A 21,121-nucleotide genomic window follows, 5' to 3' on the forward strand; every position below is an offset into this window, starting at 1 on the left:
TAACTGTCTTTAAAAAAACACCCCAATATTACTGGGGTGTTTTTTTATTTATTAATTATTTTTGAATTTTAGACCAAACGTTTTTAGCGATGTAGTCTGTAACATTAGCAGGCAGAGGAACGTACTCTAAGTTTTCAGCAGCCTTTCCTCCGTTTTTAAATGCCCATTCAAAAAATTTTAATGTCTCATTAGACTTTGTTTTATCTACAGGATTCTTGTACATCAGTATGAAAGATGCTGACGTTATTGGCCAAGTTTTTTCTCCTTTTTGATTATTCAAAGAGATTCCCATCCCAGGTACACTTGCCCAATCAGCTCCTGCTGCAGCTGCCTTGAAAGACTCAAGACTTGGAGCAACAAATTTTCCGTCCAAATTTTTCATATTAATATGTGGAATATTGTTAAGTTTTGCATAAGCAAATTCCACATAACCAATTGAACCTTTAACTCGAGTTACATTTGCAGCAACACCTTCATTTCCTTTTCCGCCAATAGTAGATTTCGCTGGCCAGTTTACTGCATTAGCCGTTCCAACTTTTTCTTTCCACGCTGGGCTTACTTTAGATAAATAGTCTGTAAATACATTTGTGGTTCCAGATCCATCTGAACGAGTTACAACTGTGATTTCTGAATCAGGTAATTTTTTTCCTGCATTTAAATCCACAATTCTTTTATCGCTCCACTTTGTAATATCTCCTAAAAAAATAGAAGCTAATGTAGGTCCATCTATTCTAAGTTCTCCTGGTTTAAAACCTTGAAGATTGAAAACTGGGACAACTGCGCCAATAATTTCTGGGAACTGTACCATTCCATCTTTTTCAAGATCTGCGTTTTTTACAGGAGCATCCGTTGCACCAAAATCAACTGTTTTTTCTCTGATTTGTTTAACGCCACCACTTGAACCAATTGATGCATAATTGATACTGTTGCCAGAAATCTTTTTATATTCTTCTGACCATTTACTAATTAGCGGAGCTACAAAAGTTGCTCCAGCTCCAGTAATTGTAATTTCTTTTGCATAAAGAAATGTTGAAAACAACAACGTTGCAATAAAAGTTGCGATAAAGTTATTTTTTTTCATATTTATCCTTTTAAAATTGTTAAAACTGGCAAACACATATTATTTTAAGTGATCGATTATGTTTCAGATTTGTTAAAGATTTGTTACAAAAAGTAACTTATTAGTTGCAAAATTATTAGGAAATTAAAGGTAACGAAACTATAAATTCACTACCTTTCCCTTCTTTACTTAAAATTTTAAGCTCACCCTTATGTTGATTTAATATATGTTTGGTAATTGCAAGACCCAGTCCTGTTCCTCCTATCTTTAATTTTTTAATATTATCTGCTCTAAAAAATCTTTCTGTGACCCTATGTATATCTTCCGAAGCTATTCCAAACCCTTCATCAATTACTGAAATTGAGGTATAATTTTTTAAACCAATCTTATTATCTGAACTCCTAATCCTAATAGATCTTGAATCACTGCTATATTTAATTGCATTGTCTAAAAGATTTAAAAACACAACTGACAATTTTTCTTTATCTCCAATAACAAACTTTTCATTTTCATTTATATCTAAACTAACATTAAGTTTTTTTTCATTTATCTTTTTAGAATTTAATAAAATAATATTTTCAATAACCTCTTTAATATCGACTTTATCCTTAAGTCTAATATGTTCTTGAAGTTCAATTCTGCTAAGTAACATTAAATCTTCGATTAAAACCTCCATTTTATTTGCTTCTGATTTCATAATTTCTAAAAATTTTTTTTGTGATTTTGGATCGTCTTTAGCTGAATCAGTAATTGTTTCTAAAAATCCTTTTAAAGAGACAAGAGGAGTTCTAAGTTCATGACTAGCATTTGCAATGAAATCAGATCTCATATTTTGACTTTTTCTCATTTCTGTAAAATCTCTAATAATAATTAAAGTATGATCAGATTTTATAGAAACAATGCTAATTTTATAAAACTTAAAAACTGGAATTTTTAATTCAATATCGATTTTTTTTAATTCTTTATCAACTTTATTATTATCAATAGCATCTAATAATTCTGGTATTCTTATTTCACTACCAATATGTTTTCCTTCAAGATTTGAACCGAAATTTTCTACAGCTGCTTTGTTGCTATAAGTGATAATATTAAATCTATTTAAAATGATAATAATATCTTCTAATTGGTTTATAAACAATTCCTGAAGATCGTTATTGGTAAGCTTTCCAACTGAAGTTTCTATATTATTTTCGTTGGAATATGTTGTTTTGGATATTGGTTTATAAAAAAATATTATTATAAAAAAAACGTTGATAATTAATAAAATTTCAACAGTAATATTTGAATTTAAGAAAAATGCTAAAGTAACTAAAGAACCAACAGTGGATATAATTTTTAACATATTTTTTTATATCTTATCGAATAATAATTATTTAGAAAGATTTATATGAAAAAGATCTGCATTATCTGCAATGCTAAAATTAGTTTTCTAAAAAAATATAAATTAAATAAAATTTATAAAATTTTATCTAAAGAAAATAATGTTGAAATTTTTAAAACTGAAAAAACAGGACATGCAACCGTTCTTTGCAAAGTAAATATTGATAAATTTGATATTATTGTCGCTGCTGGTGGAGATGGTACGATTAATGAAGTTGTTAATGGTATGAATGAAAAAAAGCCACTTGCGATAATTCCATTTGGTACTGCTAATATTTTTGCTTTAGAGGCTGGAATTCATGGTAACGCTAAAGAAATAGCTCAAGTTATCTTATCTAGCAAAACTAAAAAAGTTTATCTCCCAAATGTAAATAATAAAGTTTTTATTTTAATGACAAGCGCTGGTTATGATGCTGAGATTGTAAAAACTGTGCAATCCTATTTAAGATTAAAAAGTATATTTAAAAAATTATTATTCTTTTTTATTGCCACCATAAAATTAATATCCTTCAAAAAACATGAAATAAAAATCCTTGCAAATAACAAAATATATAAAGCAAACTGGATTATTATAACTAAGGCGATGCATTATGGTGGTGCATTTAAATTATCTAATGACACAAATATTTTTGATAAAAAAATAATCTCTTATTTATTCTGTGACTTAACAAGATTAAATTTTTTATGCTATCTTTTTACCCTTCTTTCAGGAAAAGAATTAAAAGAAAGTAATAAACTTATTAAAATTGCAAGTGATGATATTTTTATAAGTTCTAAAACTAAAACTCCAATACAGTATGATGGTGAATTTCTTGGTTATTTACCAGCACAAATTAAAAATACAAAAAAAACAATTAATCTTTTAGTAAAAGAAGAATTAAATGTACAAACTGATCAATAATATCACGCTGGCAATAAGTACTAAAAATACAATTACTGCTTTGTTTAAAGAAAGATTATTTAAATATCTAAACATAAATTAGAATTCTTTTGGTAGAGAGCTATCTATTGAAACTCTGTCTCCACCTTTAAAAAATATTGCAATCATTACTATTAACCAAAATAGTGGATATTCGTATCCACCCTTTACCCAAAGAAAACCATTTTTTAAATGAATATAAAAAGTTGCTACAGCCAAAAGGCCTATTAATTGAATTGCCACAAATCTAGTTAGAAAACCTAATGCTAAAAATATTCCCCCAAAAAATTCTAATATACCAATATAGATTGCTAATGGATAAGCGGGCTCTAATTGAACACTTTTAAAAAAATCAACTGTTCCATTTAAATTGACAAACAATTTGCTATAGCCATGAGGCACCATCATAGCACCAGCAACAAAACGAATTAATGAGTAAGAATACCATGATGTCGATTCGTAAAATTTTTCTAAATAAGGAATTATATATTTTGAATTTCTACTTACTCTCATACCCTGAAATTTGTATCAAATTTATAAGTTTATATCAAAGTTTAATAAACTGATTTTTTTGGTGCGCCCGGAAAGAGTCGAACTTCCAACCTCCAGATTCGTAGTCTGGCATTCTATCCAATTGAACTACGGGCGCTTAAATAATAGAAAGATTAAAATTTAATATCTTATTTTATTTTTTTTAATTAAATAATCATAGGTCTTTATTGATGCAAATAAATAATTGGGATTGGTTAAAACTTATTGCCATAGGCAGAATATTATCTGCACTGACGTTTTTTATGTACGTTGGTTCCATTCAGCAATTAATTACTGTTTGGGAATTATCTGCAACTGAGGCTGGTTTAATACAAACTTCATTGGTAATTGGGTTTGCTCTTGCTTTATTTATTAGTTCTTATTGTTCAGACTTTTATAATCCTAATAAAATTCTTTCTATCTATTTAATTATAAATTTTTTATCGAGTTTAATTTTTTATTTAATTGCTAAAGATTTTTGGACAGCATTTTTTATTAATTTTTTTATAGGCTTTGCGCAAGGAGGAATTTATGGTCCTTCAATACTCTTAGTATCTGAAAAATTTAAATCAAAAAATAAAGGTACTGCAATGGGTGTAATGCTTGGCAGCCAATCCTTTGGTTATGCTTTGTCTTTAACTTTAGGTTACATTATTACGACTAACTATGGTTATAAAATAAGTTTTTTAACTGCATCATTGATAAGTCTTGCGGGTGCTATTTTTCTTTTAGTCGCTGTATATGAAGATCTTTTAAAAAAATACAAACTATCAAAATTAAATAAAAAATTTACTTTAAATCAGAATAGAAAAACAAAATTTTTGATAACCGGATATACCGCTCATGCTATCGAACTATTTGGTCTTTGGTCATGGTTGCCAGTTTTTTTAACTCTTATCATTACCAATAAAATATCTATCACAACGGTAAGCGTTGGAATTATTATTGGTTTTTCGATTCATTTATCTGGTGTATTTTCATCTGTGATTGCTGGATATCTTTCTGATAATTTAGGAAGAAAAAAAATTTTAATTTCTTTTTCTTTGATAAGTGCAATTTTATCTTTTTTAATTGGCTGGACTGCTGAACTAAATTTATTTTTAATTGTTGTTATTTCTATCTTGTATAGTTTTTTTGCAATTGGAGATTCTGGGGTTTTAACAGCTGCCTTAACTGAAAGTACACCAAAATATTGTGTGGGCAGAACTGTTGCATATCGTTCAATTTTAGGAATTGGATTTGGATCTATAACGCCAGCGATATTTGGATTTATTATTGATATTACAAATAATCACCAACCAATTAATATAGAAACAAATTGGATTTTAGCATTTTCTTTTTTAGGCGTTGCTGGACTAATTGCAACTTTTTGTGCTTCTCAATTTAAATCTTAACAAAAACAAACTTGTTAAATAATCCTTGAAATTTTTTATATAAAAAGAGTATTAAAAATATAACTAATAAAGAAAAAATTACTCTAAAAAATAATACACCAGAAATATGACCTCCAATAATCATCATCAAAATAGTGTCTTCAATAATTGCATGTACTAAATTTAATAAAGACAATGAAAGTAAGATACTCTGTTTACTAATTGATCCAGATTTTGCTTCTTTAATTAATAATCCTCCGCCAAACTGCAATCCGATAGTTAAGCCAACAATAATAATGTTTATAGCATTAGAACTAATTCCCATTAGTTTTAACGGACTTTTTAGAAGTCTTTTAATTAAATTCTCAATACCAATTTTTTTTAAAAAATTTAAAGAAAAAACTAAAATGCAGATTATAAAAAACACATAAATTAAATTTTCAATCTGCCCAAAAATCCATGAATAATAATCGGTTGAAGTAGGACGCTGCTCTAATACTAAACTAAATTTTTCCTGCAAGAATCCAAAATAAAAATAAATTCTATATAAGATAAATCCCGCTAAAAAAGCGATACCTATTCTCAAAATAGAAGCATAAAAAAAAGAAACTCCTGCAGCGCGAGAAATAGAACTTTCTATTAATATATTATGGGCAATTAAAATAACTAAAGTTAAAACCGTAACTTGAGCAACTGTTAAATCTAATGAAGGAACTATATTAATAAAAAGAATAATTGCTGCATAAACGTTAATAATAATTGCTGTAACCCAAACTATACTTAATTCAGCTGGAAGACCCAATATTTGAATGGCCGGTTCAAAAATATTAGAAATAATTTTAACAATTCCAATTTCTTCTAAGATTTTAATTATAAAAATAAATGGAACTAATATTTTATATAATGGAATACAAATATCTTTAATTTCTAAAAGACTATTTTTAAAAAATTTGCTCAATTTTTTTTCTTAAAAAATTTTTGTTTTAAAAAGTTTGCTATTAGTACCATTATTCCAAGAGCCGTTAGAGGCACAGATACTTTTGGGTCAGAAAGTAAGTCTAAATTAAATGGATGCCCTTCTTCAATTTTTGAACTAACTCCTGATACTAAACTTACAGAAATAAATATACCAGGGGCTACACCAAAAATATTTGAAAGAAATATTTTTTTAAGTTTCATATTAAATAATATTGGTATTAAACTGCCGACCTGCGATGGTATTCCCGGAACCAACCTTAAAAATAACAAATAAGCAAAATCATTTTTTTTAAAATGATTATCTAAGCTTTTATATTTATTTGAAAAATATTTAAAAACTAAATTTCTGAAATAATAATTTGCAAAGATATACAAACCAGTAGAGCCAAATGCAAACCCCATTAACAATAATAATGATCCTAGGACTGAACCAAAAATAAAACCAGCTACAATGACTACTGGAAAACCAAAACCTAGTAAGAAAAACCAAATTGTGCAAAATAAAAAAAATAAAAATGAATAGAAAAATATATTTTGATCAATATGATTTACGATAATTTTTCGATCGTTTGAGATAAAATCTGAATTTACATAATTATAAAGTTCATAATAAAAAAATAAAAAAGTTACAAAAGTAACTATTAATAGATAAATAATTCCTAAAATAATTTTAAGCTTTGATAATTGCGTCATTTTTAAATCGTATTAAATAAAAACTTTTGCTGTACATGATTTAACAATTTACCTATAAATAGCCAAATTTTAATTATCACAATGAAAAGAACCTATCAGCCAAGTAAAATAGTAAGAAAAAGAAGACATGGTTTTAGATCGCGTATGGCAACAAAAGGTGGTCGAAAAGTTATTGCTCGAAGAAGATTTAAGGGAAGAAAATCTGTATCTGCCTAAGTCATGCTTAAGACTCTAAAATTTGAAAGTCTTAGAGGCAATCTTGAGTTTAAAAAAATTTTATCAGCAAAAAAATTAAATTCAGACTTATTCACAATCTATTACACTAACAAAGATACTATTTTTGAAAAAAATAAAATTCATATAAGTTTTGTGTCAGCTAAAAAGCTCGGAAATGCAGTAAAAAGAAATAAAATTAGAAGAAGATTAAAAATGGCTGCACGTAAAGCGATTACTGAGATTGATTCATTTAACAATAAATATAAGTATGCTGTTTTTGCAAAATCAAAAATATATGATGTTGATTTTAATAAAATTGTACAAGAACTTGGATATAAATTTAGTTTATTAAAATAATGATAAAAAAATTAGATAATTATTTTTCGTTAATTGTTATAAGATTTATTAAACTTTATAAATTTCTGTTATCTCCTTTTTTTAATAATGCTTGTCATTATGATCCGACTTGCTCCGAATATTTTATACAAAGTTTAAGGGAGTTTGGTTTTATTAAAGGATGTTTCAAAGGAACTCTTAGAATCCTAAGATGCCACCCTATTAAATTCTTAGGCGGAGGATTTGGTTATGATCCCGTTGTAAATAAGAAGAATAAATAATGGAAAATAAAAACGTTATCTTAGCTGTGTTGTTATCCACTATAATCTTAGTTGGATGGTCTGTGTTTGTTGAAAACCCAGACCAAATTCAAAAAAAGAAACTTGAAATTCAAGGAAAAACTGAAGTTCAAACAAATATTCAAAAACCTGAAACTCCACAATCTACAAAAATAAATCCAACTAAAAGTATTTCAAGAAATGATTCTCTGAAAGAAGGAGAGAGAGTCTTTATTGAAAATAGTAATTTATCAGGATCTATTTCTTTAAGAGGAGCTCTGATAGATGATATAATATTAAAAAACTACCGAGAGACCTTAGATAAAAATAGCAAACCGATTATTCTTCTTAGTCCAAAAAAAACTGAAAATGGTTATTTTGTAGAGTCGGGTTGGGCAACAGCAAAAGCTGATATTAAAGTGCCTGATAACAATAGTATTTGGCAAGTAAAAGAAGGTAAAAAATTAACTCCTAATTCTCCTATAACTCTAGAGTGGAATAATAGAGAAGGAGTCATTTTTGTTAAAAAAATCGAAGTCGATGATAAGTATTTATTTAAAATTACTGAAACAATTAAAAATGAAAAAAACAAACCTGCCGAGTTATTTCATTACTCACAGATTACCAGAAATACAAAACCTGAAACAGCTGATTTTTATATTCTTCATGAAGGTTTAATTGGTGTTGCAGATAAAAATCTAAAAGAAGAAACTTACGCTAATGTAGAAAAAGAAAAAAAGATTTATACTGGAAAAAGCGGTTGGTTTGGCATTACTGACAAATACTGGATGGCTGCAATTATTCCTGAGAATGGAAAATCTTTTAAAGGAGAATATTCTTTTGCAAATTCTTATAAAGCAAATTTTATAATATCTGAGCCAACTTTAGTAAACGCACAAAAAAGTGCCTCAAGTAGTCTTAAAATATTTCTTGGAGCAAAAGAGGTTTTTGTAGTTGATGGCTATGCTGAAAAAGAAAAAATTGATCGTTTTGATTTAGCAATTGATTGGGGTTGGTTTTATTTTATTACAAAACCACTTTTTTTTATAATTGATTATATATTTAAATTAACTGGAAACTTTGGAGTCGCAATTATTATTCTTACTATTATTGTAAGAATTGTGTTTTTTCCACTTGCTAATTATTCTTTTAAATCAATGGCGAAGATGAAGGTTCTTCAACCAGAAATGTTAAGGATAAAAGAACTTTATAAAGATGATGTAAAAAGAACACAACAAGAGATGATGGCTCTATACAAAAGAGAAAAAGTAAATCCTTTGTCAGGATGTCTTCCAATATTAATTCAAATTCCTATCTTCTTCGCAGTTTATAAAATGCTTTTTATAACACTTGAAATGCGTCATGCTCCTTTTTTTGGATGGATTAAAGATTTATCAGCTGCAGATCCAACGACAATTTTTAATTTATTTGGTTTAATTCCATGGAATCCTCCTTCATTCTTAATGATAGGTGTTTGGCCAATATTAATGGGTGTAACCATGTATTTTCAACAAAAACTAAATCCGACTCCTCCTGATCCAATACAAGCTAAAATTTTTGCATTCTTCCCTTTACTTTTGACTATTATGTTAGCGACCTTCCCTTCAGGTTTGGTTGTATATTGGACAGTAAGTAACGTTCTTACAATGGCTCAACAGTACTATATTATGAAAAAAACTACGGTGAAAACGGTTTGATGGATATTAAGTCTTTTTGGCCAGAACTTGGTCCATCAATTCAAGAGGCGTCCGTTTACTTCGAAAAATACAAAAATAAAAAAATAATTCTTAAATACGGCGGTCAGGTAATGTCTGATCAAAGTTTATCGAAAGCATTTGCACAAGATGCAGCAATTCTAAGAAAATTAGATGTCGACGTTGCAGTTATTCATGGTGGTGGACCTCAAATTAAAACAAAATTAGAGGCTCAAAACTTAGAAAGTAAATTTATTTCAGGGTTAAGAGTTACTGATGAAAATGTAATAAAAGTTGTAGAAGACGTTTTATTAAATGAAATAAACCCAGATCTAAGAGATGCAATTATAAATTACGGAGCAAAAGCAGAATCGGTTACTGTTAGAAAAAATAATATAATTTATATTGATAAAGCTGTAGATGAAAAATTAGGATTTGTAGGTGATCCAAAAAAAATTGACACAAAGATTATAAATAATTTTTTTAAACAAAAAATTATTCCTGTTATTGCACCTATGGGAATGGATAACAAAAACCAAGTCTATAACGTAAATGCGGATACAGCAGCAGGAACTATTGCAAACCAATTAAAAGCTGAAAGACTACTGCTAATGACAGATGTTCCAGGAGTAAATGATAAAAATGGTAATTTAATATCTCAATTATCTACTAAGCAAGCTTTGAATCTTATTGATGATGGTACGATTACTGGCGGAATGATTCCTAAAATCAAAACCTGTATTAGTGCAATTGAATCAGGAGTAAATGGAGTAGTTATAATTGATGGAAGAAAATCTCATGCCGTTCTTTTTGAATTATTCTCAAATATTGGAGCTGGAACACTAATCATAAAATAATGAATGAAATTAAAAACGTAAAATTTTGGATTTTTGATTTAGACAATACACTATACCCTTCCTCTACAAACTTATTTTCTAAAATTGATAAACTAATGGCAAGTTTTATCACCCAACATTTAAATGTTAATCATCAAGAGGCTATTCAAATAAAAAATGATTATTTCCAAAAACATGGAACTACTTTGAATGGACTTATTAAACATCATAATATTGATCCACATCACTTTTTAGAATTTGTACATAATATTGATTATAGTTTTTTAAATAAAAATGAAAAACTAAATAGAGAAATAAAAAATCTACCTGGAAAAAAAATTATATTTACAAATGGCTCAAGAAAACATGCAAAAAATGTTGTTAGCAACTTACAACTTGATGAAAATCTTTTTTCAATATTTGATATTGTTGACTCAGATTTTATTCCAAAACCGGAAAGATCTCCCTATGAAAGACTTATTAAAAAATATAACATTGTGCCAGAAGAAAGTATTTTTTTTGAGGACATCGCGCGTAATTTAAAGCCAGCTCATGAACTTGGCATGAAAACAGGATGGATAATAAATGAAGATAATTGGGCAAAAGAAGGACATGATGAGGATCATATACACTTTAAAATAAAAGAATTAGATCATTTTCTTGAACAGTGTAATTTGTTAATTAAATAGACATGAGTATTGAAAATATTATTTTAAAAGCCTGGGAAGATAGAAGCAGAATAGATAAAAATACTGATAAATCAATTATTTCTGCAATAAACGAAACTTTAGAAAAACTTGATTCAGGAATTATTCGAGTATGCGAAAAAAAAAATAATGAATGGCATACCCATCAATGGATAAAAAAAGCAATTCTTTTAAGTTTCAAAATTCAAGATAATAAAATTTTGTCAGGTCCCTATACAAGTTGGTTCGACAAAGTAGATGGCAAAACAACTCATTGGGACGAAAAAAAACATCTTGATGCTGGATTTAGAGCAGTGCCTAATGGGGTTATAAGAAAATCTGCATATATTGGAAAAAATGTTGTGTTAATGCCTTCATTTATAAATGTAGGTGCATATGTTGATGATGGTACAATGATTGACACCTGGTCAACTGTGGGTTCATGCGCACAAATTGGAAAAAATTGTCATATCTCTGGAGGAGTTGGAATCGGTGGAGTATTAGAACCTCTTCAAGCAAATCCAGTGATTATTGAAGACAATTGTTTTATTGGCGCAAGATCAGAAGTAGCCGAAGGAGTTATTGTTGGAGAAGGTTCAGTAATTTCAATGGGAGTTTATCTTGGAGCCTCAACAAAAATTATAGATAGAAAAACAAACAAAACTATTTACGGAAAAGTTCCTCCTTATTCAGTTGTAGTTTCAGGATCACTTGCAAATGAAGACAAAAATAAGCCAAGTCTATATTGCGCAGTAATTGTAAAAACAGTTGATGAAAAAACCAGAAGCAAAACTTCAATAAACGATCTACTGAGAGATTGATATGCTAAAGACTATCAATGAAGTTTCTTTAGCAAGAGATCTTGTTAAATGTCAGAGTGTTACGCCCAAAGACGATGGTGCAATTAATATAGTTGCAAAAAATCTAAAAAAAATAGGTTTTAAATGTCAAGTCATGGAGTTTCAAGAAAAAGGTACTGCAAAAATTAAAAACTTATATGCAAGAATTGGAAAAAGTTCTCCTAATTTTTGTTTTGCTGGACATACAGATGTTGTTCCAGTTGGAGACCTAAAGTCATGGACTGTTAATCCTTTTGGCGGAGTTATTAAAAATCAAAAATTAATCGGCCGGGGCATTAGCGATATGAAAGGCGCTATTGCTTGTTTTATAGCTGCTGTTAGCGAGTTTCTGAAAAAAAATAAGAAACTCAAAGGGTCTATAAGTTTACTTATAACAGGCGATGAAGAAACCGTTGCAATTAATGGAACAAAAAAAGTTATAGAAAAATTAATACAAAAAAAAGAAAAAATTAATTTTTGTATAGTTGGAGAACCTACAAATGAAAATAAATTAGGTGAAATGATTAAGATTGGCAGAAGAGGAAGTATGACGGGCTATTTAACAATTATAGGCACACAAGGACATGTTGCCTATCCTCACGCTTCTAATAATCCTTCTACAATTATAATTGAAGTTTTAAATAAAATTAAAAAATTAAAATTAGATAGAGGCAATAAAGATTTTGAACCTTCAAATCTTGAGATTACAAAAATTACCATTGATAACACTGCCGATAATGTCATACCTGCGGAAGCAAAGGCTTCGTTCAATATAAGATTTAATAATTTACACACATCAAACTCTCTTAAAAATAAATTAAATAAAATTTTTTCTTCTACCACTAAAAAATCTAATGCAAGCTATAAAATTAAGTATCATGTTTCAGGAGAATCTTTTTTAACAAAACCTAACAAAACTGTTTTCATGATTAAAAATATTATAAAAAAAAATACAAAAATTAATCCTATTCTATCAACATCTGGTGGAACTTCTGATGCTCGTTTTATAAAAAAAATTACTCCTTGTATTGAATTTGGTTTAATTGCGAAAACTATTCATCAAGTAGATGAAATGGCCAGAGTGGCTGATTTAAAAAAATTAAAAAACATATATTTAGATATTCTTGTTAATTACTTTAAGTGACAACCTGTATATTTACCTCTGATTCTTCCGTTAAACATGACACTGGTCTTGGTCATCCAGAATGTCCTGAGCGAATTCCATCAATCATTAGTGGTTTAAAAAAAATACAATCTAAAAATTTGATATGGAAAAAAGTAGGGTCGTTTGATGAAAAATATATTAAACTTACTCATTCACAGAAATATTTTGAAAAAATTAATCAATCATTTCCAAAGGATGGGTTAGTTTTTCTTGATGGAGACACGATTGTTTCTTCGGGCACTAAAAAAGCAGCTTACGACTCAGTTTCATCAATCATTAATGCTATAGATGGGGTGATTACTAAAGAGTTTAGTAATGCTTTTTGTGTTATTAGACCTCCTGGACACCATGCTGAAAAGGAACAGGCTATGGGATTTTGTATATTTAATAACGTTGCTGTTGGAGCAACTTATTTATTAGAAAAATATAAATTAAATCGAGTAGCAATCGTTGATTTTGATGTTCATCATGGGAATGGAACGCAGGATATATTTTATAATGAAAAGAGAATTTTATATATTTCTTCCCATCAGTTTCCATTTTATCCAGGCACAGGCTCTGAGGATGAGACTGGAAAATACAATAATATTTTAAATATTCCTCTGCAAGCAGGGGTAAGCTCTAAAGAATTTTTTAATAGCTATAAAAAAGTTTATGAAAAATTAAATGAATTTAAACCTGAATTTTTATTATTATCAGCAGGTTTTGATGCTCATAAAAATGATCCTTTAGCTAATATTAATTTAGAATCTAAAGACTATTATTTTTTAACCAAAGAACTCATGAAAGTTGCAAAACAGTCTTGTGAAAATAAAATAGTTTCAATTTTAGAAGGTGGCTACAATCTTACTGCTATTCAAGAAAGTGCCAAGTATCACGTTGAAGCTTTATTAGAAGTTTAAATTAATAAATAATACTCTCTAAATATAATCCTGCAGCAGGCGCTGGGGGTGCGCATTTAGAACGATCTTTGGAATTTAACGCATCTAACAAATCATCTTTTATCCATTTATTTTCACCCACAAGCTTTATACATCCCATAATAGATCGAACTTGATGTTGTAAAAAAGACTGCGATTCAAAATAACTATAAATATAATCATCTTTTCTAAAAATATTTATTTTTTCCATAGTTTTTATTGGAGATTTAGCTCCGCACGAAGCTGATCTAAAAGTTGTAAAATCGTGAGTGCCTAATAAAATTTGTGCAGCTTCGTTCATTTTTATTTCATCAAGTTTTATTTTTAATTGCCAAGCTCTATCTTTTTCTATGGATAAAGGTGAAGTTCGATTAATAATTACATATTTGTAAACCCTTAACTTTGCATCTCGTCTTGCATCAAAATCGTCTGCTGTTAATTCTGTTTTTAAAATACTTATAGATTCATTTTTTAAATAAAAATTTAGAGCCTCTGTAATTTTTTTAGCATCAATATTTTTATTAAAGTCAAAATGAAAGACTTGATGAACAGCATGAACTCCTGTGTCAGTTCTTCCAGCTCCAAAAATTGTTATTTTCTTTTCAGCTATCTTCTCTATTGCTTGCTCAATCGCTTCTTGGATTGATCTGCCATTCAATTGTCTTTGCCAACCTACAAAATGAGTGCCATCATACTCAACTATACATTTTAATCTTGGCATTTAAATCAATTGTGATGCTTTGGGAATTTTGTAACCTAATAAAAATTCTTTTACTTTTTGAATTTTCTTACCTGGTCTCTGGATTTCTAAGACTTGAACTGCAAAATCTTTACAGGCAATTAAAAGGTTATCATTAAGCGTCGTGCCAGTATTTCCTTTTTGATTTATAACTTCTGCTTTCCAAATCTTAATTCTTTCATTTTTAAAACTAAACCAAGCTCCTGGTGTTGGATTTAATGCATTGATTTGTCGTACGATTTTATGTGCCTCATTATTCCAATTAATTTCCTCATCTTCATGAGTAATTTTTTTAGCATGTGTGGCTTTGGCGTGATCCTGTTCTTCAAATTTAGCTTTGTCTTCATCTATTAAATTGATAGCTTTAACTATTAATTTAGAGCCTAAAAGAGATAACTGGTTACTTAACAAACCGTAATTTAACTGATTATTAATCTCAATCTTCTCGGATAACATTACAGGTCCTGAATCTAATCCTTTTTCAATTTTCATAATTGAAATTCCAGTAAATTCATCACCATTCATAATTGCTCTTTGAATAGGTGCTGCGCCTCTCCAATGAGGTAATAAAGAAGCATGAATATTAATAAAACCTTTTTTAGATAAATTTAAAAAATTCTCAGGAATAATTTGTCCATAAGCAACAACAATCACTAAATCAGGTTCTATTTTTTTAAAAAAATCCAATTCTTCTTCATTTTTTAATGAACTAGGATAATGCACTTTTAAATTATTCTTTTCCGCTTCTAAATGAACTGGAGTTTTTTCAATTTTTAAACCTCTATTAGATTTTTTTGGCGGCTGCGTATAAACGTGAACAATATCTAAGTTTTTTTTAATTAATTCTTTCAAAACAGGAACAGCAAATTCTGGTGTTCCCATGAAAATTATTTTTAATGACATGGATTACCTAAAAATTAATATGATCTGAAACAGCTTCTTTTTTTGCTTTTGAAAGTTTTTTTAAAATAAAAGATCTCTTTAGTTTTGATAAGTAATCAATAAATAAAACTCCATTCAAATGATCAATTTCATGTTGAATACAAGTTGAAAGTAATCCTTCCGCTTTTAGTAACTGTTCTTTTCCGTTTTGATCTAAATATTTTACATGACATTGTTCAGGTCTTTCTATTTCTGCAAATTGTTGAGGTAACGAAAGACAACCTTCTTCAAAAGTACATTTTGTTTTTGATGTCCAAACTATTTCTGGGTTTACAAAATACATTGGATTATTTGGCTCAGGTTCTTTCGCAATATCTATAACCACAACTCTTTTATGTACCCCAATTTGAACAGCAGCAAGACCAATTCCAGGAGCTGCATACATAGTCTCTAACATATCTTTCATGAGATTTTTAATTTCAAAATCTACTTTTTGAACCGGTTTTGATTTAATTCTTAATTGAGGATCCGGCTCTGTTAAGATTTGCCTAATAGTCATAATGAAAAAATACTAAATCTACTTAATTAATCAAGCGCTTGATACTAATCGGTATTTAAAGAACTACGATATTTAAATGCTGAAAATAATGTTCCGTCATCTAAATATTCGATCTCACCACCCACTGGCAAGCCGTGTGCTAACTTAGTAACTTTAACATTTAAATTTTTAATACTATCTTTGATATAGTGTGCTGTTGTTTGGCCTTCGATTGTAGCGCTTGTTGCGAGGATAACTTCTTTTACTGAGTTCGCTTTAATTCTATTAACTAATGAACCAATTAAAAGATCTTCTGGATTTATTCCATTAATTGCCGAGAGAGTTCCTCCTAAAATATGGTACTGGCCACTATAAACATTAGTGCTCTCAAGAGCCCACATATCTGCAACATTTTCTACAACGCAAATTTGTTCATAATTATTCTTATTACTGCAATTACACTCAATTTTATTCGTTTTAAAATTTCCACAAAGATTACAACGAGCAACATTTTGATAAACTTTATCTAAAGCACCAGATAGTGGTTTCATGATATTATCTCTGTTTTTAAGAAGATAAAGAGCAATACGTCTTGCAGACTTAGGTCCTAAACCTGGAAGTTTTGCAATCAGAAACATTAAAGTTTCTAAGTCTGGATGAGAATTATTTTTCATTACTAAAAAGGAAGTTTAAATCCTGGAGGCAATTTTAAACCACCAGTTATTTTTGACATTTCTTCTGATGATTTAATCTCAACTTCTTTTTTAGCATTATTAGTAGCAATTATAATTAAATCTTCTAAAACTTCTTTTTCTTCTGCCATTAACTTTGGATCAATATCTATTTTGATCATTTCATAATTTCCATTCAAAATTACTTTCACAGCACCATTATTTGCAACTCCCTCTACCTGAATATTCTTGAGTGAGGCTTTTGCTTCCATCATTTTTTGCTGCATCTCCTGCGCTTTTTTTAACATTCCACCAAAATCCATTATTTGATCTCCTCTACATCACTAAGCTCTGCGTCTGGAAAGTTTTCCTTTATCTTTTTGTAAACTTCACTTTCAAGCGCATCTTGTAATAATTTTTTTTTGTAAATCTCTTTATTCTCAAAAATTGTATTTTTTCCAGCTTCTTTCGATAAAGAGATTATCCATCTTTCACCTGTCCACAATTTAAGTTTTTCTGTTAAATTTCTTACAAAATTTTTAGATAATTTTTCATTAAACGAAATATCAATTTTTCCAGTCTCGAATTTTACTACTCGAACATTTCTTTCTAAATCAAACTTTAATTCAATTTCTTTTTTATCATTGGCAATTTGTACTAATTTTTCAAATGAATTAATTATTTCAATTTTTTTAACTTCTTGTTTTTTTTCTAAAATTTTTGGATTTCGATCTATGTCATCTTCTTTTTCTTGAAGAATACTCTTAATTTGTGTTTTTGCTGAGGTTTGTTTATTAATAATTGTTCCTGATTTAATTTCATTAAACTCATCCTTTTTTTCATTCGACCCTGCTATTGCATTTGTATCTGAGTTTAAAACCTCTTCGATTACCTGTTCAGGACTTGGCAAATCCTTTAAATGAATTAGTCTCATAATTAACATTTGGAAAGAAAGAAAATGATTTGGGACAAAATTTAATTCTTCAATTCCTTTAAGAATAAATTGCCAAATCATCGAAATGTATGAAAAATCAATATCTTTAGATAGTTTAAAGATTAAATCAGATTCAGACTCTGAAACTGTTAGATCATTTTCAATTTTACCAAAACTTTTACTTCTAGAAATTAAATAAATAACTTCTAACATGTCTTGTAAGACTAACTTTGAATCAGCTCCTAAATCAAATATTTCCTGGACATCCTGTAGAGCTTTTTCTTTATCACCATTAATTACATAGCGTACAAGATCAATAATTCTTGAACGATCAGCTATACCTAACATTGTTCTAACTGATTTTTCATTAATCTCTTCTCCTAAAACATTAAATGTTGAAATAGCCTGATCTAATATAGATAGCGCATCTCTTACTGAGCCTTCCGATGCTTTTGCGATCATCATCAATGCCTTTTCATTAACTTTGGCTTTTTCTTTATCAGAAATCTTCTTTAAGAAAGAAATCATTTCTTCAAGTTTGATTCTTCTTAAATCAAATCTTTGACATCTCGAGATAATAGTTAGTGGTATTTTTTTAACTTCAGTAGTTGCTAATATAAATTTAAGATGAGGAGGAGGTTCTTCTAAAGTTTTAAGTAGGCCATTAAATGCTTGTTTTGATAACATATGAACTTCATCAATAATGAAAACTTTATATTTAGCACTTGTAGGATAATATTTAGCAGAATCAATTAATTCTCTAATGTCATCAATTCCAGTTTTAGAAGCGGCATCCATTTCTAAAACATCGATATGATTTGAATCTGTTATAGCTTCACAATGACAAAAGCCTTCACACTTTTTTTGTAAAGTTTCAATATTTTTACAATTAATAGCTTTAGCAATTATTCTTGCAGTCGTCGTTTTTCCAACGCCTCTAATTCCTGTTAATAAATAAGCATTAGGAATACGATCTAATTTAATCGCATTTTTAATAATTTGTACCATCACATCTTGACCTATAACTTCATCAAAACTTTGTGGTCGATACTTTAGAGCTAAACCTTTATGATTATTTTCCATAAAAAACGGGAGACTGAGGACAACCTGAAAAATTATCGTTACGGCTGCTTCTTTTCAGACCTGACCGGATTAGCGTAATCTCCACCTGCCACCAATCTCCCAAAATATTATAACAAGATAATTAAAAAAAAACGACAGCTATAATAATTTTAATATCTAAATGAATTAGCAAAATAAACACCTAAAATGTCTAATTTTTCAGTATGTTCTTTTAAAATAGTTAAAGCCTTTTTTACTGATAAATTTTCAATATGCCCTTCAATATCAAGATAAAAACTTGCTTGCTTAAAAGAATTTCCAGTTGAAAAACTTTCAAGCTTTGTAAGATTAACTTTATTTTCAGCAAAGCCTCCTAATGCCTTATGTAAAGCCGACGGCACGCTTTTTAAACGAAAAATGCAAGAAGTGATATATTTCTTATTTTTTTTATATGGTTTTGGTCTTGCTGAACCAGACATAATTAAAAACCTAGTAACGTTGCCTTTTAAATCTTCAAAATTTTTCTTTAAGATTTTAAGCCCATAAATCTTTGCGGCAAGTGCTGATGCTATAGCTGACTCAGTTTCTATTTGATTTTCAGAAATATATTTTGCAGAGCCAGCGGTATCAGCCGCTACGATTGGCTGTAATCTTAATTTATGAATATTTTTCTTACATTGACCAATAGCCTGGGCGTGACTTCTTACCGTTTCTATTTTTTTTATGGAAGCATCTTTTAATCCTAACAAACAATGTTCAACTTTTTGAAAATGTTCTCCTTCTATTTTTAATCTAGAAGAAGATAATAAATAATGAACGTCCGCAACTCTGCCTGCAATAGAATTCTCGATCGGAATTAATAATTTGCTATTTTTAATAATTTTTGTTTTAGTAAAAGCATCCTCAAAAGTTTTGCAACATATCATAGTAGGATTTTTAAAGATCTTTGCTGCAGCTAAATGCGAATAAGCGCCTTGTTCTCCTTGAATAATTATTTTATTAGTCATTTTTCATAATATTTCTTATTTCTTCCAAATCTTCAATAGTATCTACTCCTAATGGATAAGAATCTGTCAAACCAACACTTATGGATATTTTATTATCCATAGCGCGCATTTGTTCTAAACTTCTGCTAATTTCATTATCGCTTCTTTTTAAAGAAATAAATTTTTTTAATGTTTCGTATTGATAACCATAAATACCAACATGATGATAATAAAAACTATATTCATTTATAATTTTCGATCTAAAAAAATCTAATGCATCATTAAAATTATTTATTTCGATTTCTTTTTTAGTTTCAACTTTTACAATATTTTTATTATCTAAATCTTTTATAGAATTTAATTTTGTAGCAAGAGTTGCAATCCGATAAGAATTATTTTTCATAAATTTATCTAATAATTTTATTGCTGAAGGATTAATATTTGGCATGTCCCCTTGTAGATTGATAATATTCTTTGGTTTTTGAGAAAAATTTTTTTCTATAGCTTCAAAAATTCTATCAGAGCCTGTTTTGTGTTCTTTACTTGTTAGGATACTTTTGCCGCCAGCATCTTTTATAACTTTTGCAATTTCGCTATCTGCTGTAGCAACATATACATCGCCTATTTTACTATCGACTGCCCTTTCCCAACAATGAACAATCATAGGTTTATTATTAATTAACAATAATGGTTTATTAGGCAGTCTTGTTGCTCGTAAATGGCTTGGTATTAAAATAACTGTATTGTTCATAATTAAAATTATGCGACTGTAAGACGCATAAAATAGATTTTAAAAAATTTTTTTTACTTTAAAGATTATGATGTTATACAATTTACATTATAAAAATCACTAGAATATGGACAGTTTTGAATTTAATAAAATTGCTGCAGCGGTACTAGTCGTTGCTTTATTGATAATTGGTTTAAATCAAATTGCAGATTCTATTTATCACGTAAAAAAACCTGAGACTCAAGGTTACAAAATAGAAGGTGTAGTGGAAACAAAAACTGCGTCTAAAGGTGAAGCAAAAAAAGAGGAAAAGTTAGCAGATATAAAAGTTTTATTAGCAACAGCAAACGTTGCTGCTGGAGAGAACGCATTTAAGAAATGTGCAGCTTGTCATACTAATGTAAGTGGTGGTGCATCAAAAATTGGTCCTCCGCTGTGGGCTATTGTTGGTAAAAAATCTGCTTCACATCCAGAATTTAAATATTCCTCTGCACTTGCCGCTCATGGAAAACCTTGGACAGTAGAAGAACTAAATGCATTTTTGTATAAACCGGCCGATTACATTAAAGGAACTAAAATGGCCTTTGCTGGTATTGCAAAAGATGAAGAGAGAGCAAGTTTAATTGCATATTTAAGTACGCTTAAATAGTTTTCTTTAAATTCTCCATAAAAAAA

25 protein-coding genes, 1 tRNA gene and 1 other RNA gene are annotated in these 21,121 nt (G+C 28.8%); 12 read left to right on the top strand and 15 right to left on the bottom strand.

Annotated elements, in window-relative coordinates:
- Positions 1 to 55: 55 nt before the first annotated feature.
- A complete protein-coding gene (gene pstS / locus AC8IGH_RS00685; RefSeq protein ID WP_507418792.1) occupies positions 56 to 1,081 on the bottom strand; it encodes a phosphate ABC transporter substrate-binding protein PstS in 1,026 nt (341 codons plus the stop codon).
- Positions 1,082 to 1,196: 115 nt separating this feature from the next.
- Positions 1,197 to 2,402 (bottom strand): sensor histidine kinase, encoded by a 1,206-nt coding sequence (locus AC8IGH_RS00690; RefSeq protein ID WP_507418793.1) that lies wholly within the window; start codon positions 2,400 to 2,402, stop codon positions 1,197 to 1,199.
- Positions 2,403 to 2,447: 45 nt separating this feature from the next.
- Here AC8IGH_RS00690 and AC8IGH_RS00695 point away from each other — a divergent pair, with 45 nt between their 5' ends.
- A complete protein-coding gene (locus tag AC8IGH_RS00695; RefSeq protein ID WP_507418794.1) occupies positions 2,448 to 3,341 on the top strand; it encodes a diacylglycerol/lipid kinase family protein in 894 nt (297 codons plus the stop codon).
- A gap of 78 nt (positions 3,342 to 3,419) precedes the next feature.
- Here AC8IGH_RS00695 and AC8IGH_RS00700 read toward each other — a convergent pair whose 3' ends face one another.
- Both AC8IGH_RS00700 and AC8IGH_RS00705 read right to left on the bottom strand, forming a co-directional pair.
- Positions 3,420 to 3,872 (bottom strand): DoxX family protein, encoded by a 453-nt coding sequence (locus AC8IGH_RS00700; RefSeq protein WP_507418795.1) that lies wholly within the window; start codon positions 3,870 to 3,872, stop codon positions 3,420 to 3,422.
- Between the two features lie 59 nt (positions 3,873 to 3,931).
- Positions 3,932 to 4,008, bottom strand: a tRNA-Arg gene (locus AC8IGH_RS00705).
- Positions 4,009 to 4,081: 73 nt separating this feature from the next.
- Between AC8IGH_RS00705 and AC8IGH_RS00710 the strand changes: the two genes are divergently transcribed.
- Positions 4,082 to 5,284, top strand: coding sequence for an MFS transporter (locus AC8IGH_RS00710; RefSeq protein WP_507418796.1), 1,203 nt, complete (start codon positions 4,082 to 4,084; stop codon positions 5,282 to 5,284).
- On the opposite strand, the gene AC8IGH_RS00715 is transcribed toward AC8IGH_RS00710, so the two are convergent.
- Together AC8IGH_RS00715 and AC8IGH_RS00720 are read right to left on the bottom strand one after the other, a co-directional pair.
- Positions 5,274 to 6,221, bottom strand: a complete 948-nt coding sequence (locus AC8IGH_RS00715; protein ID WP_507418797.1) for a nucleoside recognition domain-containing protein — start codon at positions 6,219 to 6,221, stop codon at positions 5,274 to 5,276. The two genes, AC8IGH_RS00710 and AC8IGH_RS00715, sit on opposite strands and share 11 nt — an antisense overlap.
- Positions 6,218 to 6,934 (bottom strand): VTT domain-containing protein, encoded by a 717-nt coding sequence (locus tag AC8IGH_RS00720; protein ID WP_507418798.1) that lies wholly within the window; start codon positions 6,932 to 6,934, stop codon positions 6,218 to 6,220. Before AC8IGH_RS00720 ends, AC8IGH_RS00715 begins: the two co-directional genes overlap by 4 nt.
- An 81-nt stretch (positions 6,935 to 7,015) precedes the next feature.
- On the opposite strand from AC8IGH_RS00720, the gene rpmH reads away from it, so the two are divergent.
- The 9 genes from rpmH to AC8IGH_RS00765 are packed head-to-tail and all read left to right on the top strand — an operon-like array spanning position 7,016 to position 13,886.
- Entirely contained in the window at positions 7,016 to 7,150 is a 135-nt protein-coding gene (gene rpmH / locus AC8IGH_RS00725) for a 50S ribosomal protein L34 (RefSeq protein WP_017970109.1), read from the top strand.
- A gap of 3 nt (positions 7,151 to 7,153) precedes the next feature.
- Entirely contained in the window at positions 7,154 to 7,507 is a 354-nt protein-coding gene (gene rnpA, locus AC8IGH_RS00730; protein WP_507418799.1) for a ribonuclease P protein component, read from the top strand.
- Entirely contained in the window at positions 7,507 to 7,767 is a 261-nt protein-coding gene (gene yidD / locus AC8IGH_RS00735; protein ID WP_507418800.1) for a membrane protein insertion efficiency factor YidD, read from the top strand. The genes rnpA and yidD overlap by 1 nt, the downstream gene beginning before the upstream one ends.
- Positions 7,767 to 9,461: a membrane protein insertase YidC gene (yidC, locus tag AC8IGH_RS00740; protein ID WP_507418801.1), complete on the top strand. Its 1,695-nt coding sequence runs from the start codon at positions 7,767 to 7,769 to the stop codon at positions 9,459 to 9,461. Before yidD ends, yidC begins: the two co-directional genes overlap by 1 nt.
- Positions 9,461 to 10,315 (top strand): acetylglutamate kinase, encoded by an 855-nt coding sequence (argB, locus tag AC8IGH_RS00745; RefSeq protein ID WP_507418802.1) that lies wholly within the window; start codon positions 9,461 to 9,463, stop codon positions 10,313 to 10,315. The genes yidC and argB overlap by 1 nt, the downstream gene beginning before the upstream one ends.
- Positions 10,315 to 10,983: a pyrimidine 5'-nucleotidase gene (locus tag AC8IGH_RS00750; RefSeq protein WP_507418803.1), complete on the top strand. Its 669-nt coding sequence runs from the start codon at positions 10,315 to 10,317 to the stop codon at positions 10,981 to 10,983. Before argB ends, AC8IGH_RS00750 begins: the two co-directional genes overlap by 1 nt.
- A 2-nt stretch (positions 10,984 to 10,985) precedes the next feature.
- Positions 10,986 to 11,801: a 2,3,4,5-tetrahydropyridine-2,6-dicarboxylate N-succinyltransferase gene (gene dapD / locus AC8IGH_RS00755; RefSeq protein ID WP_507418804.1), complete on the top strand. Its 816-nt coding sequence runs from the start codon at positions 10,986 to 10,988 to the stop codon at positions 11,799 to 11,801.
- Position 11,802: 1 nt separating this feature from the next.
- Entirely contained in the window at positions 11,803 to 12,963 is a 1,161-nt protein-coding gene (dapE, locus tag AC8IGH_RS00760; protein ID WP_507418805.1) for a succinyl-diaminopimelate desuccinylase, read from the top strand.
- Positions 12,960 to 13,886 (top strand): histone deacetylase family protein, encoded by a 927-nt coding sequence (locus AC8IGH_RS00765; protein ID WP_507418806.1) that lies wholly within the window; start codon positions 12,960 to 12,962, stop codon positions 13,884 to 13,886. Before dapE ends, AC8IGH_RS00765 begins: the two co-directional genes overlap by 4 nt.
- 1 nt (position 13,887) lies before the next feature.
- Here AC8IGH_RS00765 and truA read toward each other — a convergent pair whose 3' ends face one another.
- The 9 genes from truA to kdsB all read right to left on the bottom strand — a co-directional run bounded on the left by truA (position 13,888) and on the right by kdsB (position 20,467).
- The gene (gene truA / locus AC8IGH_RS00770) at positions 13,888 to 14,625 is read right to left on the bottom strand and encodes a tRNA pseudouridine(38-40) synthase TruA (protein ID WP_507418807.1); all 738 of its coding nucleotides are present in this window, start codon (positions 14,623 to 14,625) and stop codon (positions 13,888 to 13,890) included.
- Entirely contained in the window at positions 14,626 to 15,546 is a 921-nt protein-coding gene (gene fmt, locus AC8IGH_RS00775) for a methionyl-tRNA formyltransferase (RefSeq protein WP_507418808.1), read from the bottom strand.
- 7 nt (positions 15,547 to 15,553) lie between these two features.
- Positions 15,554 to 16,084, bottom strand: a complete 531-nt coding sequence (gene def, locus AC8IGH_RS00780) for a peptide deformylase (protein ID WP_507418809.1) — start codon at positions 16,082 to 16,084, stop codon at positions 15,554 to 15,556.
- A gap of 44 nt (positions 16,085 to 16,128) precedes the next feature.
- Positions 16,129 to 16,737 (bottom strand): recombination mediator RecR, encoded by a 609-nt coding sequence (recR, locus tag AC8IGH_RS00785; RefSeq protein ID WP_507418810.1) that lies wholly within the window; start codon positions 16,735 to 16,737, stop codon positions 16,129 to 16,131.
- A 2-nt stretch (positions 16,738 to 16,739) separates the two neighbouring features.
- Complete coding sequence (locus AC8IGH_RS00790) at positions 16,740 to 17,057, bottom strand: YbaB/EbfC family nucleoid-associated protein (protein ID WP_507418811.1); 318 nt, start codon at positions 17,055 to 17,057, stop codon at positions 16,740 to 16,742.
- Positions 17,057 to 18,751 (bottom strand): DNA polymerase III subunit gamma/tau, encoded by a 1,695-nt coding sequence (locus AC8IGH_RS00795; protein WP_507418812.1) that lies wholly within the window; start codon positions 18,749 to 18,751, stop codon positions 17,057 to 17,059. Before AC8IGH_RS00795 ends, AC8IGH_RS00790 begins: the two co-directional genes overlap by 1 nt.
- A 5-nt stretch (positions 18,752 to 18,756) precedes the next feature.
- An RNA gene (gene ffs, locus AC8IGH_RS00800) (signal recognition particle sRNA small type) lies at positions 18,757 to 18,851 on the bottom strand.
- Positions 18,852 to 18,900: 49 nt separating this feature from the next.
- Complete coding sequence (locus AC8IGH_RS00805) at positions 18,901 to 19,737, bottom strand: prephenate dehydratase domain-containing protein (RefSeq protein WP_507418813.1); 837 nt, start codon at positions 19,735 to 19,737, stop codon at positions 18,901 to 18,903.
- Positions 19,730 to 20,467: a 3-deoxy-manno-octulosonate cytidylyltransferase gene (kdsB, locus tag AC8IGH_RS00810; protein ID WP_507418814.1), complete on the bottom strand. Its 738-nt coding sequence runs from the start codon at positions 20,465 to 20,467 to the stop codon at positions 19,730 to 19,732. Before kdsB ends, AC8IGH_RS00805 begins: the two co-directional genes overlap by 8 nt.
- 106 nt (positions 20,468 to 20,573) lie before the next feature.
- Here kdsB and AC8IGH_RS00815 point away from each other — a divergent pair, with 106 nt between their 5' ends.
- Complete coding sequence (locus AC8IGH_RS00815) at positions 20,574 to 21,095, top strand: c-type cytochrome (protein WP_507418815.1); 522 nt, start codon at positions 20,574 to 20,576, stop codon at positions 21,093 to 21,095.
- Positions 21,096 to 21,121 lie beyond the last annotated feature (26 nt).

Origin of the sequence: Candidatus Allofontibacter sp. (assembly GCF_038145245.1) — a bacterium.
Lineage (GTDB): Bacteria > Pseudomonadota > Alphaproteobacteria > Pelagibacterales > Pelagibacteraceae > Fontibacterium.